This window comes from Paenibacillus sp. FSL K6-1330 (genome assembly GCF_037976825.1).
Lineage (GTDB): Bacteria > Bacillota > Bacilli > Paenibacillales > Paenibacillaceae > Paenibacillus_AQ.
Genome location: NZ_CP150269.1, coordinates 1,168,840 through 1,183,657 on the forward strand (window position 1 = coordinate 1,168,840; position 14,818 = coordinate 1,183,657).

A 14,818-nucleotide genomic window follows, 5' to 3' on the forward strand; every position below is an offset into this window, starting at 1 on the left:
AGGGAGCATGCGTCAACATCGTACGACAGCAGCCGTATTATCAGCCATCTGTATGGGTCTGGGTCAGCTTTACAACCGACAATGGATCAAAGGCGTTCTTTTACTTATCGTAGGTATATTCAGTCTGTATTACTTCATCAACAACCTGGGTGATGCCATCTGGGGAATGACAACTTTGGGGGAACAGGGAAGCCATTTAGAGAAAGTCAACGGTTTAACCCAAATGGTAGCAGGTGACCATTCCATCAATCTCCTGATTGAAGGACTTATCACCATGATTATGTTTGCGATTTTTCTTATCGGATATTATGCCAATATCAAAAACGCATATAACGCTGGAAAACTAAGGGAACAGGGTGTAAAACCCAACAATTTCAGACAGACCCTTTATTATATTTTTGAATGGAAATTCGCGCAATCATTCCTGACACTGCCGGCGATTGGTATTTTGTTTTTTACGGTCATGCCGATTATCTTCATGGTCATGCTGGCGTTTACCAACTATTCCGCTCCAAACAATCTGCCGCCGGCGAATCTGGTTGACTGGGTTGGTTTCAAAACCTTTACCAATCTCGTTGCATTGAAATCCTGGAGCCACACCTTCTTCGGCGTCCTGACCTGGACGATCATCTGGGCGGTGCTGGCAACAGTAACGACGTATTTTGGCGGTGTGCTTGTTGCACTGCTTATTCAACAAAAGGGAATTCGTTTCAAAGGCGTATGGCGTGTCATTTTGATCATTCCATATGCGATTCCGCAGCTGATTTCTTTGCTAGTGATGCGTAATATGTTTAACGGGCAATTCGGACCGATCAACCAGTATTTAAGATATTTCGGTTTGGAAGGCCTGCCATGGCTGACCGATCCGGTCTGGGCCAAAGTGACCGTTATTATCGTCAATATGTGGGTAGGTATCCCGGTATCCATGCTTCTTGTCATGAGTGTCCTGACTACGATTCCGAAGGATCTCTATGAAGCGGCCGATGTGGATGGGGCGACCGGATTCCAGAAATTCAAGATCATCACCCTGCCGATGATTATGTTCTCGACGGCACCGGTACTGATTACGCAATTTGCCGGTAATATCAATAACTTTAACTTGATTTTCCTCCTGACGAACGGTAACCCGGTTGTGGGTGACTATCAATACGCGGGCGCGACGGACCTGCTGGTAACCTGGCTCTATAAACTGACGCTGGATCAGCAGCGCTACAGCATGGCATCGGCCATCGGTATTATCATCTTCATGATTATTGCGACCTTCTCGATTTACAATTATCGCAGAACCAGATCCTTTAAAGAGGAGGATATGATCCAATAATGGGAATTAAAATGAGAAATGCGATTCGTCTGACGGCAAGTTATATTACGCTTGTCATCATCGCGATCGGTTGTATTTACCCGGCGCTCTGGATTATTCTGGCCTCTTTCCGTCCCGGAAAGTCGTTGTACAGCAAATCCTTGATTCCAGAATCTTTTACGCTCAGTCATTATAAAGAATTGTTTACGTCCCAAAGCTTTCTGTTTGGCACGTGGTACATGAATACATTGAAAATTGCGATATTCTCCATGATTATCGGGACCATTCTTGTTCTGCTTACAAGTTATGCGGTATCCCGGTTCCGGTTTAAAGGCCGGCAGAATGCGCTATCGGTCATTCTCGTGCTGGGGATGTTCCCAGGCTTCATGAGTATGATCGCCTTGTATATCCTGCTGAACTCCCTGGATCTGCTGAATACGCATGCGGCAATGATTATCGTGTATGCGGCAGGGGCGCCGCTAGGCGGAACTCTGATCATGAAGGGCTTTCTGGATACGATACCGCGAAGTTTGGATGAAGCGGCGAAGATCGACGGAGCCACCAATTTCCAGATTTTCCGCAAAATCATTCTGCCGTTGTCGAAGCCGATGATCACGTATATGGGCTTGACCCTGTTCGTTGGTCCGTGGGTAGACTTTATCTTTGCCAGACTCGTGCTCCGGACAAAAGAAAACTGGACGCTCGCCGTCGGTCTATGGGATCTCGTCAACTCGACTCAAGACAGTAACTTTACGCTGTTCGCAGCGGCATCGGTGCTGATCGCACTGCCGATCACCCTGCTGTTTGTGTTCCTGCAGCGTTTGCTGGTCGATGGCATGACGGCTGGTGCAAGCAAAGGGTAATGAACGGATAGCTAATCGTATGGATTCATCATAAGACAGATAGATAGAGAGAACAGCGAAGAGACACAGCCAGTAACCGCTAGCTGTGTCTTTTTGCATTCAAACATGCGATGCAGGGGGACATATACATATGAACATGATGAGACGTTTTCAATTCAAAGCAGTTGGGATGAAGCTGTTTGTTATCTTTTTTACCACGATCGTGCTGTTATCTTCGGCGTTGGGGTTATTATCGTATTTCATCTCCAAGGACACGGTAATGGATCAGGTGTCAGAAGCGACTTCGGGGCAGATGATGCAGGCGACGGACAAGCTGGATTTTCTGCTGGCCCAATATGAAGCCGCTTCCCGGCAATGGGCGCTGGATACGGTGCTTCGCGAGGACCTCGTTACGGTGAGTAGTGCGGGTATCGGCATTCGGGACAAAACGCAGGCTGAGAACCGAATCCGAGAGAAATTGAATGGGACGGCTTCTTCGGATAAACGTCTGCAGGGCATGCGTCTGGTTGCGCCCAATCTTCAAGCTCAAAGCTCTTATAACTCAACAGGCTTATCGGGAATGTCATCCGCGGATGGCGTGAAGGCGAAGATGGACCGGATTATACAGGCCGATGGTGAACCGGTATGGTTCCCCACTGAGGTTCAAGGTTTTATGGAGAACGAGAAAACCGCCACCATGTCGATGGGGAGATTGCTGAAAAACCTGAAGAATCCGAATGCGCAGTATATCCTGCTGATCGATATCAAGAACGAGGCGGTCGGAGAGGTGCTGACCAATCTAAAAATAGGGAACAATGGCCGGATGCGAATTGTTGCCGAGGATAACCGGATCGTACACGACATGGACACGGCCCAGCTGATGCAGCCGTCCACCATTACGGTCCCTCAAGATGCCGAGGAAGCAGGGATTTATTACACCGCCGATGAGCAGATGGTAGTGTATACGCCACTGAAGACGGCTCCTTGGCATATGGTTGGATTTGCTCCCGTTAGCGATTTCGTGCAAGCCACAGACAAACTATTGTTTGTAACGCTTGCGGTCATTGTGGCCGCGGTGCTGGTCGCTATATTAATAGGCTATTATATGATGCGTTCCATTGGCCGCCCGCTGAATCAGATGTGCCGTCTGATGGAAGAGGGAGAGCAGGGGAACCTGAGGGTTCGGACCGAGTTCCAGCGTACGGATGAAATTGGTCGTCTCGGACACAGCTTCAACCGGATGATGGGGCAAATCTCGGCTTTGGTCGATCAGACGAATGCTTCCGCAAAGGAAGTGCTGGCAACGGCGGAGGAATTGGCAGAAGCATCGAAGAGAACCTCGCTGACGGCTGGTGAGATTGCATCGGCTATGGAGCAGATTGCACAGGGAAGCGCAAGCTTGGCGATGGAAGCCGAACGGGAGAATCAGCTGGCTGAGAACATTGGCGTCCAGATGAGCAAGGTTTCGGATTCGAATCAAGTGATGGAGGCAGCGGCTGATCGGGTGCTTGTGGTGACGGGAGAGGGCGCGCGGCATATGGACAATCTGGTGGAGAAATCCACGCGGATTAATCAGGTAAACCGGGCCATCGTCCAGAATGCGGAGAAGCTGAAGGAGAATACCTCGTCGATCCACAAAATATTGGAGCTGATGTCGGAGATCACGCATCAAACCAACGTGCTGTCCATTAACGCGACGATTGAAGCGGCCCGTGCGGGGGTAGCAGGCAGCGGCTTCATGGTCGTAGCCAATGAAGTGCGGAGCTTGGCGGATCGTTCCAAAGAATCGATCCAGACCGTAGGCGCGATGATCAAGGATATCCGCTCTGAAGTGCAAGGTTCCGTGGATGCCTTGACGTCGGCATCGCCGCTCTTTGACGAGCAGCTGCATTCGGTGCAGGAAGCCCAGGGCGTATTTGATCATGTTCGCCACGAGATGGATGCTCTTCTGGCCGAGATCCGTGAATCGACCCGTTCGGTCGAGGTACTGATCGGTTCCCAGTTTACCCTGACCGACTCGATCTCGGAGGCGAGCTCGATCGTGCAAGAGACCAGCGCCGCCACGGAGGAGGTCGCTTCGATGTCATCCGAGCAGTTCAAGGTGAGCGAGAAGCTGGTTGCCCTGTCTTCACGCTTGGAGGAGCTGTCGGAGGGTTTGCGCAAGTCATTGGTGATGTTTAGGACGTAAATGGTTACTATTACTACACGAAGATGTGATGGCTATGCAGCACTCCGCATGCGGATCATGCTTCCAATCCCTGTTACCCCCGGATTTCTATTGGAATGATATTTATGGTTGAAATCCGGGGATAAAGGGGAGCACTTCGTTTCTCCACCATGATTCCGCCTGCTCCGTTGAAGCTTGTGGTGAATCGATTCGTCCTCTTTCGCTACTGCGTGCTATGCACACAACCACTTACGCTAAGGTGTGGGGATGGAAAAGAGCCGATGAAGGGGAACATCTTCATCGGCTTTTTGTTGAGGGAGTGCTGCTCGGGAGTGCTGGGATTGAGCGCCAGACCGTTGAACTACCTCGTACGCTTGTTGAGTTACTACCTGCTGAGCACGCTCTCCCTTTGGGAATCGCTTCATGTAGCACGGGGAACGTTGGGGTACTTCGTGCGTAACGGGCTATTGCCTGCTAGATTATGAACTGCATGAATAAAACCAGCTCTGGGAATCGTCCCGGAGCTGGTTTTGTTTAGGGGCCACTCCTTCGCATAAAATAGGGGCGTTTCTGCTGGCCGGAGCGGTGAAGGAATGATACGTTCCTGCGGGCTTACGGCTGCCAGTTCACATTAATGGTGGCCGTGCCTCGCTGGAGCGATGAAGGAATAGTACGTTCTTACGGGCTTACGGCTGCCAGTTCACGTTGATGGTGGCTGTGCCGCTTGCTGGAGCGGTGAAGGTATGGTTCGATCCGCCCTCCCATGTTACCGTCGAGCCTTGTTTTTTCAGGAATTTGAATTCGATGGTTTTACCGGCCGGCACGCTGACGTCGTAGTACCAGGTTGGGTATTGGTAGATGACTTGGTTGTACAACGGCCCGACAGCTTTGGCAGGGTCCCAATTGCCAAGCTCGCTTACGCTGCCTGCCAGGTACACGTTTTGTCCAAGTGCGGTGGTGGCATTGTTTACCACAAACCGGACGCTGACTTGATCCCCGGTCAGCACTTCGAAGTTGTCGTGCACATTGCTTGAAGTGCCAGCGCTATTGGCGACTTTGATGTTATATACGCCACCGGCAACCGTAGGGATTTTCACTTTGATCTGCGTGTCCTCCCATGCTGTAACGTTAGCACCCGTTACGGCCGTTGAGCCGAAGTATACCGTGCCTTTGGTTGCGCCGAAGCCGCGGCCGTCAATGGTGATGGTTGCGCCCGGTTTGGCCATCATCGGGCCTACGTGCCCGATCGTTGGCGAAGTCACGGCCGTGGTATATTGCCATACGGCCGTACCGCCGGCAGCCAGCGTAAAGTTGGAAGCTGCTCCGCCTGTGCCAACGGTCAAGCTGTTGCCGTTTAGAAGTCCGCCCAGCACGTCGGTATAGCTGCCGGCAGGCAATGAAGTCGCCAATCCCGTAATGGAAACCGGTGTGTTCACGTTGCGGTTGACAGCGATAAGCGCCACGTTGTTGCCGAATTTACGTTCATAGATCAGGACATCATTGTTGATCCAGCGCTCCTGCGTCGTTCCATAGGCGATGGCCGGATTGGACTTGCGCAATGGGGCCAGCTTTTTAATTACTTGGTAAGCTGTAGTCGTCGTAGAGAAAGAAGGAATCCGTGCCCGGTTGTCTGGGTCGTTGCCACCGGACATGTATTGTTCGGTTCCGTAATAGATCGCTGGCACCCCGCGCGAGGTGAGCGTGAAGGCCAAAGCCTGTTCCAGCTTGCGGCGGTTGTCGCTGCTGTTGTGGAACCGCTCCATATCATGGTTATCGATGAACGTGACCTGATCCTCCACTTGGGCATAATCGGTGGCCGAGCCCTCCAGTATGGACTTCAGACCGTACATATTGTCGGTGTTGTCCCTGAACACTTGGCGTACCTTTTGTGCGAAACGGAAGTCCAGCAGGCTCATGCCGGATTCGTTGGCGAACTTATGATTCTCGGCACTCACTTCGTTCACGCCGAGGAACCATTCGCCGAAGGTGAAGACAGGCTTGTAGTTGTTGACGGTAGCCATGAAACTCTTCTGCCAGCCAAACGGCATATGTTTCACCGCGTCCATTCGAATGCCGTCAATGCCCAGATCGAGCCACATTTTGATGGCATCTTTCAGGTAGGTATCCACGGTGCTGTTGTTGTGGTTCAGGTCGGCAAGGTCATACAGGTTTTTGTAAATTCCGTTCTCTGTCGTTGAGAAATCGGTGCCCCCGTTATGATGGAATAAATTCTGCGTATCGTTTGTGTATCCGCCGAGCAGGGTGCCGTTGTTGTACAGCTTGCCGTTCTCCGCGAACGACGGCTGGTCCGAGGAAGCGGGAGAGGTGTGGTTCGGTGCGAAGTCGATGATGACTTTAATATTCTTGGCATGAGCGGCAGCGATGAGATTCTGGAAATCGGCGATCGTGCCGTAAGCCGGATTCGTTTTCTTGAAGTCTCTGGCCCAATAGCCATGATAAGCGGTGTTGTTCACGCCGGAATAGTTGATGACGCTGTAGATGTTCTCGACAGGCTGGGAGATCCAGATGGCGGTAACGCCCATGCCGGTCAGGTAGCCGTCATTGATTTTGTTAATGATCCCTTGCCAGTCACCGCCGCAGTACAGCCTCAGATTGGTACAGGTACCGTCAAAGGCAGGTCCGGTCGGGTTGTTGGCAGCATTGCCGTCGGAGAAACGGTCCGTAAAGATTTGATAAATGACATCCGTGCTGAAATTTTGCTTGTTGGATACCGAGGTATCCGGGGCTGCATGGGCTGGGCCAAGCAAGCTCAGGACCAGGGACAAGCTAAGGGCAAGAGCAGTTGTCAGTTTGTAAAACTTTTTCATCGTAATTCCTCCTATGTAGTTGATAAAGAGAAGGCTGGTTTTACTAGCTTATCGGCTGCTTGAGCATCACCTCCCATACAAAATCGGGCAACAAAAAACCCCGGAATCTCCTGTAGAGAAACCGGGGTTGTTCCATACCGGGTGTGCGGTTACGGAATGCATGGCCCTTAAATTATGCGAGTGTTTGATTTCAACAATATTGTAAATGAAAGCGAATTCAAGTGTCAATACGTAATATCCAAATAAAAGGAAAATTCATGTCGGGTATGTTGAAATTAAATTTTATAATTATTAAATATTATTGAAACAAAATTTTATGGGTCATATAATAGGTTTAGGAAACGTTTACATTTTTCGAAGAAGCTGTTGATGCGGATGGCATGTTTGTTTTTCAGTTGATCCGACACAAGGACTTGATGTAAAGGAGGGAATAACAATGGAGCATCATGCGGAGGCTGGTGCAGAGCAGCTTGGATTGGGAATCAAGGGAGTGAAGTCGGCTTGCGCCGCCATTGAACGCGAGATTGCCGCAGGTACGACACCGGGAGCCGTACTGGGTGTTATGCATGAAGGCAAGCAGTGGTCCTATAGTGCCGGTTATGCCAACCCCAAGCCGAAGCAGGGCCAGCCTGTGCCGGCCAGCAAGGATACGTTATACGATTGTGCGTCCTTAACGAAGGTGGTGGTTACGCTCCCGTTGATTCTGCAATTGATTGATGAGGGAGTCTTGACCCTAAGCACAAAAGTGAGTGACATTCTGCCTTCATTCGGAACGGCAGGAAAAGAAGAGATTACGGTAGGCCAGCTGCTGACGCATACTTCCGGGCTCCAGGCGGATATGAACCTGCACTCGCAGGGCTGGGATAGGGAGCAGATGTGGGATGTCGTTCTTACCGCGCCGCTCGCGACTAAGCCGGATACCGAAGTGATTTACAGCGATTTGGGATATTTGGCGCTTGGCCGCATTATTGAGAAGTCGCTGGAAATTCCATTAGACCAAGCAGTAAAGGGACGGGTGTTAGATCCACTCGGCATGCGTCATGCCACGCTGACTCCTGCGCTGGAACAGCCCGGCCGCTATGCCGCAACGGAGTATGAGAATACCATCCAGGATCATCTGTGCGGGATCGTACATGACGAGAAGGCGCGGGCCTTGGGTGGTGTATGCGGCCATGCCGGCTTGTTTGCCACCGCAGGAGATCTGCTGCACTATGCCCGAATGTGGCTGGAACAAGGGGCGATCCCGGCAACGGCGGGTTCAGAGTCGGGGGGCGGCGACTCCCGCATCTTATCTCGGGCTGCGGCCATTGCGGCCACTCGTACCCATACGGGACATATTGATGGCACCAACCGTGGTCTGGGGTGGGTACTGAAAGGGGATAAGATGGATGCTTCCGGTGATTGGATGGGTCCTGGCTGTTACGGACATACCGGCTTTACCGGAACCAGCATGTGGATCGATCCCGAGTTGGATCTTGCGGTCGTTCTGCTGACAAACCGCGTATACGGGGGGCGGGGCAGCAGCGTGGCTCAGCTGCGGGCCCAGGTTCATAACGCTTTGACAGGAGCCGTGGCATGGTAAGACGAGGCTCCAGCATAGGGCGACAGCCATCCAAGCATGCCCCCGGACAACGCACCGTGTGCAGGGAGCAGTGCGCACGATGTATAAATAGCGGTTTTCGTTTCGGCAGCAACGCGGGGGCGATATAACGCCGGATGAACTTAAGGAATGGCCAATTGAGCCGATACATTTAGGGGAGCTCGTACATTGATGTCCCGTATAGCCATATGGAAGTCTTCCTTAATTAAGATCAACCGGTTGCATTCCGTTCGCGGCAATTGAAGCGAATCCAAGCGAATCCAAGCGAATCCTATGAATTACGATTATAAGGAGGGAATACGTAATGACGAGTGTAACCTACAGACCTTACCGGCCTGGAGACGAAGACGCTATCACTACTCTGTGGAATGCCTGCTTACCGGGAGATCTCATGACTCGGCTTCGCTTTCGGAATTTGGTGCTGCTCGATCCGAATTTTGATCCGCAAGGACTGCGGATTGCGGAGCAGGAGGGCCGCATGGTTGGCGTCCTGTATGCGGTACGCCGGAGGCTGCCGATGATCGGAACCGAACTGGAGCTGGATCACGGCTGGATTACCTTCTTCTATACCGATCCATCGGTTCGAAGACAGGGGGTGGCATCGCGGCTGCTGCAGGACGGCGAAGACTATCTTCGCGATCATGGACGCAGCAAAGTCTTTTTCTCCTCGTATGCCCCGAATTATATCGTTCCGGGAATCGATGGCGAGCGCTATCCAGAGGGCTTGGCGTGGCTTGCGGCAAGCGGCTTTACCCGCAATTACACGGCGGTTGCGATGGATCGCTCCCTGGTCGATTTTCATATGCCGCCGGAGGTTGTGGAGCTAAAGCGGCAGCGAGAGCAAGAAGGCTTCACTTTCATGCTGGCTCAGGACAGCGATCTGGTGGAGCTGATCGATTTTGCGACGGACGTGTTTAACCCGGATTGGGGCCGGGCGATTCGTGAGGGACTGCTGCAGCGATTAAGTACGGATCAGATCCTGATCGCGCGCGATCAAGGAAAGCTGGTGGGATTCTGCCTGCATAACGGATATGAAGGTGTGGCTGAACGCTTTGGTCCGTTTGGCGTGGACCCGTCGATGCAAGGGAAGGGCCTTGGCAAAATTCTGTTATATGATTGCCTCGCCCTCATGCGGGCGCAGGGGCTCCATGGAGCCTGGTTCCTCTGGACGGGCGAACAAAGCCCGGCAGGGCATTTGTACCGCAAAGCCGGATTTCACGTGACGCGCCGGTTCGATATTATGAGCAAAACGCTTCGATAGATATTACCACTTTTCATACAAAGGGGAGATCCGATGTGACGGAAGCAAAGCAGCATCATATATTGGCGATTGGCGGACATGCGGGCGATATGGATCTTACGGCAGGAGCCGTGATCGCCAAATACACGCAGGCTGGCCACAAAGCAACGTTTCTTCACTTAACGCCAGGGGAGAAGGGACACCCTCGTCTGACGCCGGAGGAGTACGCGAAGCAGAAGATTGACGAAGCTCACCGGTTTGCCGATATCGTTGGCGCGGATGTCCGGTTCCTTGCTTACAAGGATGCCGAGCTGCCACTCGATGAGGAAGTGAAATATCAGGTAGCGGACGTCATACGGGAAGTGAAACCCGATATCATCATTACGCATTGGAAGGAGAGCATCCATAAGGATCACTCCAATACCCATTACATTGTAGAGGACGCCCGCTTCTATGCGGGGCTCAAGACGATTGAACGCGAGCTTCCGGCCCATTATGCCCAGCATTTATACTATGCGGACAATTGGGAGGACCCGTATGATTTTCACCCCGAGGTGTTTATCGATATTCCGGACGAAGCCTATGAAACGTGGGTAAGAGCTATGAACGTATATGCTTATGCACGCGGGGAAACCTACGGCTTCCCGTTCATTGAATATTACAAGGCGCTTACGATTGTGAGGGGAGCTCCGGTGAACTTCAAGCGCGCCCAGGCCTTCGCTGTTCCGAGAGGCGCGTTGACCAAACGGTTACAATTTTTCTGAATATATGGTTTTTAATCCAATTAACTGGAATAATCGCTAACAATATCACAAAAAAATTGTGAGAAATACCAAAACATCCACTGACATTATACATAACTTTTGATATAATGAGTGATGTTACGGGGGAACACGTACGGAATCATATAGAGAATACAAACAGGAGAGGAAGTCTTCCATATGGAGGCTTCCTCTCTTTTCGTTTGTCAATGGTTGAGGAAAATGGCGACAAAGCGTTTCCGATTGCAGCCCTGGCGGAGATGCGGAAAGGTGGTTGCATTTTTTTAATTCCGTGGTATTATGTATTTAAAGAATCTTAAATTAAAGATATTAAGGCGAATTTTAGGGCAGCCTACGATGTGATTGCGGCCTAGTTTATGATGTGATTTTCAGGGCAGTCTTTAGTCCTATCGGGGTATTCCAGGGCATTCTACATTCATGTTGTAAAACGGAATCTAACCATATAAGAAATCGAAAGGAGACAATGCAAATGGAACATACGCATATTTATCGCCAGGGAACTTCTCCCGAGGCACCAACCTTACTATTGCTGCACGGTACGGGGGGGAACGAGGAGGATTTGCTGCCGCTGGCCGAGATGGTCTCGCCCGCATCGAATGTGCTCGGTGTCCGCGGGAACGTGCTGGAGAACGGCATGCCGAGATTTTTCCGTCGTCTGGCTGAAGGCGTGTTTGACGTAGAAGATCTCGTAAAACGTACGCAGGATCTGAATGAATTCCTGAACTGGGCAGCTGACGAATATGGTTTTGACCGCAGCCGTATTGTAGCGGTTGGGTATTCGAACGGCGCCAATATTGCCGCCAGCCTGCTGTTCCACGAAGGAGATGCGCTGCAAGGGGCCATTCTCCACCATCCGATGGTTCCGCTGCGGGATAAGACCTTACCGGATTTGACTGGCGTTCCCGTCTTCATCGCCGCCGGTCGGCGTGATCCAATGTGCACCCCTCAGGAGAGTGAGGATCTGAATGAACTTCTTAGCGCGGCAGGTGCGGACGTGAAGCTTCATTGGGAGAACGGGGGGCATCAGCTCAGCCGCGCAGAGGTTGGGATGGCTGCGGCTTGGTTTAAGGAGAAGTTCCAATAATATAAAGACGGATACTTTTCTCGGCACTGCTCCAAAAAGTAAAAATGAAAACCAATATGATCAAAATACCGTCAAAACGTTGGCGGTATTTTTTTATATACTTAACCCAATCGAAAAATAAACAATCGAGGGGGGCCGACATGGCAAACGATGGAGATGAAGAAACCTGCTCCGCAAACGACGGGCAGGCACAAGCCCCGAGGTTTTTTGCAGGCGAGCGAGAATGCATGGGAAATCGCATTTGTAAGCCCGATGCTGATCGGGGTCATCATTTTGGTGCTGTTCCCGATATTGGCTACGCTTGTGCTGGGGTTTGCCGATTCATGATTCCGAGGGAAGGTCCGATCCTTCATAGCCATATACGGGTGTCAGCTGTGCATCCCGGCTAATGCTTGTTGCGAAAATGACTCTTTTACGAAAGCTTGCCAGAAAAGGGCGAGATATTTTCATGAAAAGTGATACAATGATAGAAATACGTAAATAAGGGTAGCGGAAGGATCAACGTTTACCTGGCAGCGAAGTGGGAGTGTGATCGAGAGAATGGAAGAGACGTATACGGCAAAACGGGCAGTCAGCATGGAGGACATCGTACGCGCACACCACGTGCTTCGTGAAGTGATCGTGCGGACACCGCTGCAGCGGGACGCTGTGCTATCGGCAAAGTATGACTGCGAAGTGTATTTGAAACGCGAGGACTTGCAGGTGGTTCGCTCCTTCAAGATCCGTGGCGCTTACAATATGATTCGCAGCTTGTCGGATGAGGAACGGGGCAACGGAATTGTGTGCGCCAGTGCGGGAAACCATGCGCAGGGGGTAGCTTTCTCCTGTAATGCGCTGAATATTAAAGGCAAGATTTATATGCCAAGTACGACCCCGAATCAGAAGGTGAAGCAGGTGAAGCGTTTTGGCGGGGGCAGTGTTGAGGTCATTCTGATAGGGGATACCTTTGACGATGCTTATGCTGAAGCGATCAAGGCCTGCGATGAGTATGGCATGACCTTTATTCACCCGTTTGATGAAGCGAAGATTATCGCGGGCAATGGCACGATCGGGATGGAGGTTATGGAGGAGCTGGACGCACCGGATTATATGTTTGTTACTATTGGCGGTGGGGGTCTTGCCGCAGGCGTGGCAACGTATGTCAAAACCGTCAGCCCAGCGACACAAGTCATTGGCGTTGAACCGCTTGGGGCCGCATCCATGATCGAATCCAAGAAGCAGGGCGAGGTCGTCACGATGCATGAGATCGACAAATTCGTGGATGGCGCCGCCGTGAAGCGTGTCGGACAGCTGACTTATGATATATGTTGCGAGTTGGTCGATGACATCGTGACGGTTCCGGAAGGAAAAGCCTGCACCACCATTCTGGAACTGTATAACGAGAATGCGATCGTTGTCGAGCCTGCCGGGTCGCTGGCCGTGGCTGCGCTGGATATGAATCGGGACCGGATTCGCGGAAAAACGGTGGTATGCATCATCAGCGGCGGCAATAACGATATCGACCGGATGCAGGAAATCAAGGAGCGCTCCTTAATATATGAAGGGCTGAAGCATTACTTCATGATTAACTTCCCGCAGCGTGCGGGAGCACTCCGCGAGTTTCTGGAAGAAGTGCTAGGTCCAGACGACGATATCGCACGCTTTGAATACACGAAGAAGCATAACAAGGAAGACGGACCTGCCCTGGTGGGCATCGAGCTGTTAAGGCCCGAGGATTACGGTCCGCTGGTAGAGCGGATGCAGCGCAAGGGTCTGGATTATACGGAGCTTAACAAGAACATGAACCTGTTCAATCTGCTGATTTAAGAGGCACAGACCACGATCAAAAGCCGGATTCTCCTATAAACGGGAATCCGGCTTTTTTTCATACCTATTCATTAGGTTGGTGATCCTGCTGAACATAGGGAATGGTTTGTAGTTCGTTCGTCTAGTCGAGCGGAACCGCCTTCGCACGATACTGCTCAACCTCCTGGGTCAACTTGTCCTTGTTGCTCTCAAGTACTTCAGACCAGGACTTCAGCTTTTTCAGAAGAGCGCTTTTGGAGACGGCGTCGCTGTCCTTAAGGACGTTATCGAAGGCTTGCCCCACTTCCGGATCGAGCAGATTGTCCTCGTACTTGAACAGTGGCGTATTGTTGTAGCCATAGAATAAGCTTAGCTCGGTAAAACGAAGCTTCAGCTTCACATCAGCGGCCCGGTTTGATTTGGGATATGCCGTGATAAAAGCCTCCTGCGAAAGTCCGCGTTCAATGACCTCGGACCAAGGGATGACCAAGGCCGCATCACTGACCGCAGGCTTCTCGGACTCCACGATCATGATGTCGATATAGGCTTGAAGATCCTTATTAATGTAAGGCTTGTATGGTTTCAGTGTCGTATAGTCAATAATCGGGAAGATGACGCCTTCGGTCGTATACAGTCTGTAGCCGCTGTCTCGCAGGTTGATGAGCACCTTGCGCAGCGTGTCGTCCTTGGCTTTGTTAATGGTGGTGTTAATCGGCTCCCCGTATTTGTACAGGTTCATCAGTTTATCCTGAATGCCGATTTCATACACCTTGTCGGTTTTTGCCGGGAGCGCATCATTCATCGCGTTCTCCAGTTTGAGCACCAGCATGGTCGCCTGATACGTGGTTACGCTGCGGATATGCTTGGTGATGTAAGACTTGGCATAAGCCACATCGGATTCCTTCAGCAGTTTACTGGCTTTGTTGTACACCGCATTGCCGAAGGCGGTAGCTATGCTTGAGACGGCGGTTGAACTAGCTTGGGATACGGATGCAGTTGCTGCGTTAGCGATGACGCCGGTCTGGATCGATAGAATAAGTGCAAGGATGGCAGCAATCGCGGATTTTTTGGATTTTGACATATATATTCCTCCCTTACCACACATTACTCTTATCCTATCATCTTCTATAGAACATTAGTTTACATTGATCGAAAAAATATTAAAGATTTTGTTAAGCTCCGGCCGCAAA

Annotated in this window: 12 protein-coding genes; 10 read left to right on the forward strand and 2 right to left on the reverse strand. The window is 51.2% G+C overall.

Annotated elements, in window-relative coordinates:
* The first annotated feature begins 7 nt into the window (after positions 1 to 7).
* From NYE54_RS05105 to NYE54_RS05120, 4 genes are all read left to right on the forward strand, one after another.
* Positions 8 to 1,321, forward strand: a complete 1,314-nt coding sequence (locus NYE54_RS05105) for a sugar ABC transporter permease (protein WP_076325596.1) — start codon at positions 8 to 10, stop codon at positions 1,319 to 1,321.
* Complete coding sequence (locus NYE54_RS05110) at positions 1,321 to 2,163, forward strand: sugar ABC transporter permease (protein ID WP_076325595.1); 843 nt, start codon at positions 1,321 to 1,323, stop codon at positions 2,161 to 2,163. Before NYE54_RS05105 ends, NYE54_RS05110 begins: the two co-directional genes overlap by 1 nt.
* Positions 2,164 to 2,293: 130 nt before the next feature.
* On the forward strand, positions 2,294 to 4,330 hold the full coding sequence (locus tag NYE54_RS05115) for a methyl-accepting chemotaxis protein (RefSeq protein WP_339270513.1): 2,037 nt from the start codon (positions 2,294 to 2,296) through the stop codon (positions 4,328 to 4,330).
* A gap of 260 nt (positions 4,331 to 4,590) precedes the next feature.
* The gene (locus NYE54_RS05120) at positions 4,591 to 4,794 is read left to right on the forward strand and encodes a hypothetical protein (RefSeq protein ID WP_339270515.1); all 204 of its coding nucleotides are present in this window, start codon (positions 4,591 to 4,593) and stop codon (positions 4,792 to 4,794) included.
* Between the two features lie 201 nt (positions 4,795 to 4,995).
* On the opposite strand, the gene NYE54_RS05125 is transcribed toward NYE54_RS05120, so the two are convergent.
* Complete coding sequence (locus NYE54_RS05125; RefSeq protein ID WP_339270517.1) at positions 4,996 to 7,137, reverse strand: alpha-amylase family glycosyl hydrolase; 2,142 nt, start codon at positions 7,135 to 7,137, stop codon at positions 4,996 to 4,998.
* Between the two features lie 436 nt (positions 7,138 to 7,573).
* Here NYE54_RS05125 and NYE54_RS05130 point away from each other — a divergent pair, with 436 nt between their 5' ends.
* The 6 genes from NYE54_RS05130 to ilvA all read left to right on the forward strand — a co-directional run bounded on the left by NYE54_RS05130 (position 7,574) and on the right by ilvA (position 13,649).
* Positions 7,574 to 8,719, forward strand: a complete 1,146-nt coding sequence (locus tag NYE54_RS05130) for a serine hydrolase domain-containing protein (RefSeq protein ID WP_339270519.1) — start codon at positions 7,574 to 7,576, stop codon at positions 8,717 to 8,719.
* Between the two features lie 322 nt (positions 8,720 to 9,041).
* On the forward strand, positions 9,042 to 9,998 hold the full coding sequence (locus NYE54_RS05135) for a GNAT family N-acetyltransferase (RefSeq protein ID WP_339270521.1): 957 nt from the start codon (positions 9,042 to 9,044) through the stop codon (positions 9,996 to 9,998).
* Positions 9,999 to 10,033: 35 nt separating this feature from the next.
* Positions 10,034 to 10,741, forward strand: a complete 708-nt coding sequence (locus NYE54_RS05140; protein WP_098742029.1) for a PIG-L family deacetylase — start codon at positions 10,034 to 10,036, stop codon at positions 10,739 to 10,741.
* A 487-nt stretch (positions 10,742 to 11,228) separates the two neighbouring features.
* The gene (locus tag NYE54_RS05145; protein WP_339270524.1) at positions 11,229 to 11,843 is read left to right on the forward strand and encodes an alpha/beta hydrolase; all 615 of its coding nucleotides are present in this window, start codon (positions 11,229 to 11,231) and stop codon (positions 11,841 to 11,843) included.
* A 150-nt stretch (positions 11,844 to 11,993) separates the two neighbouring features.
* Complete coding sequence (locus tag NYE54_RS05150; RefSeq protein ID WP_339270526.1) at positions 11,994 to 12,170, forward strand: hypothetical protein; 177 nt, start codon at positions 11,994 to 11,996, stop codon at positions 12,168 to 12,170.
* 213 nt (positions 12,171 to 12,383) lie between these two features.
* Entirely contained in the window at positions 12,384 to 13,649 is a 1,266-nt protein-coding gene (ilvA, locus tag NYE54_RS05155) for a threonine ammonia-lyase IlvA (protein WP_076325579.1), read from the forward strand.
* A 121-nt stretch (positions 13,650 to 13,770) separates the two neighbouring features.
* On the opposite strand, the gene NYE54_RS05160 is transcribed toward ilvA, so the two are convergent.
* Positions 13,771 to 14,709, reverse strand: coding sequence for a hypothetical protein (locus tag NYE54_RS05160; RefSeq protein ID WP_339270529.1), 939 nt, complete (start codon positions 14,707 to 14,709; stop codon positions 13,771 to 13,773).
* Positions 14,710 to 14,818 lie beyond the last annotated feature (109 nt).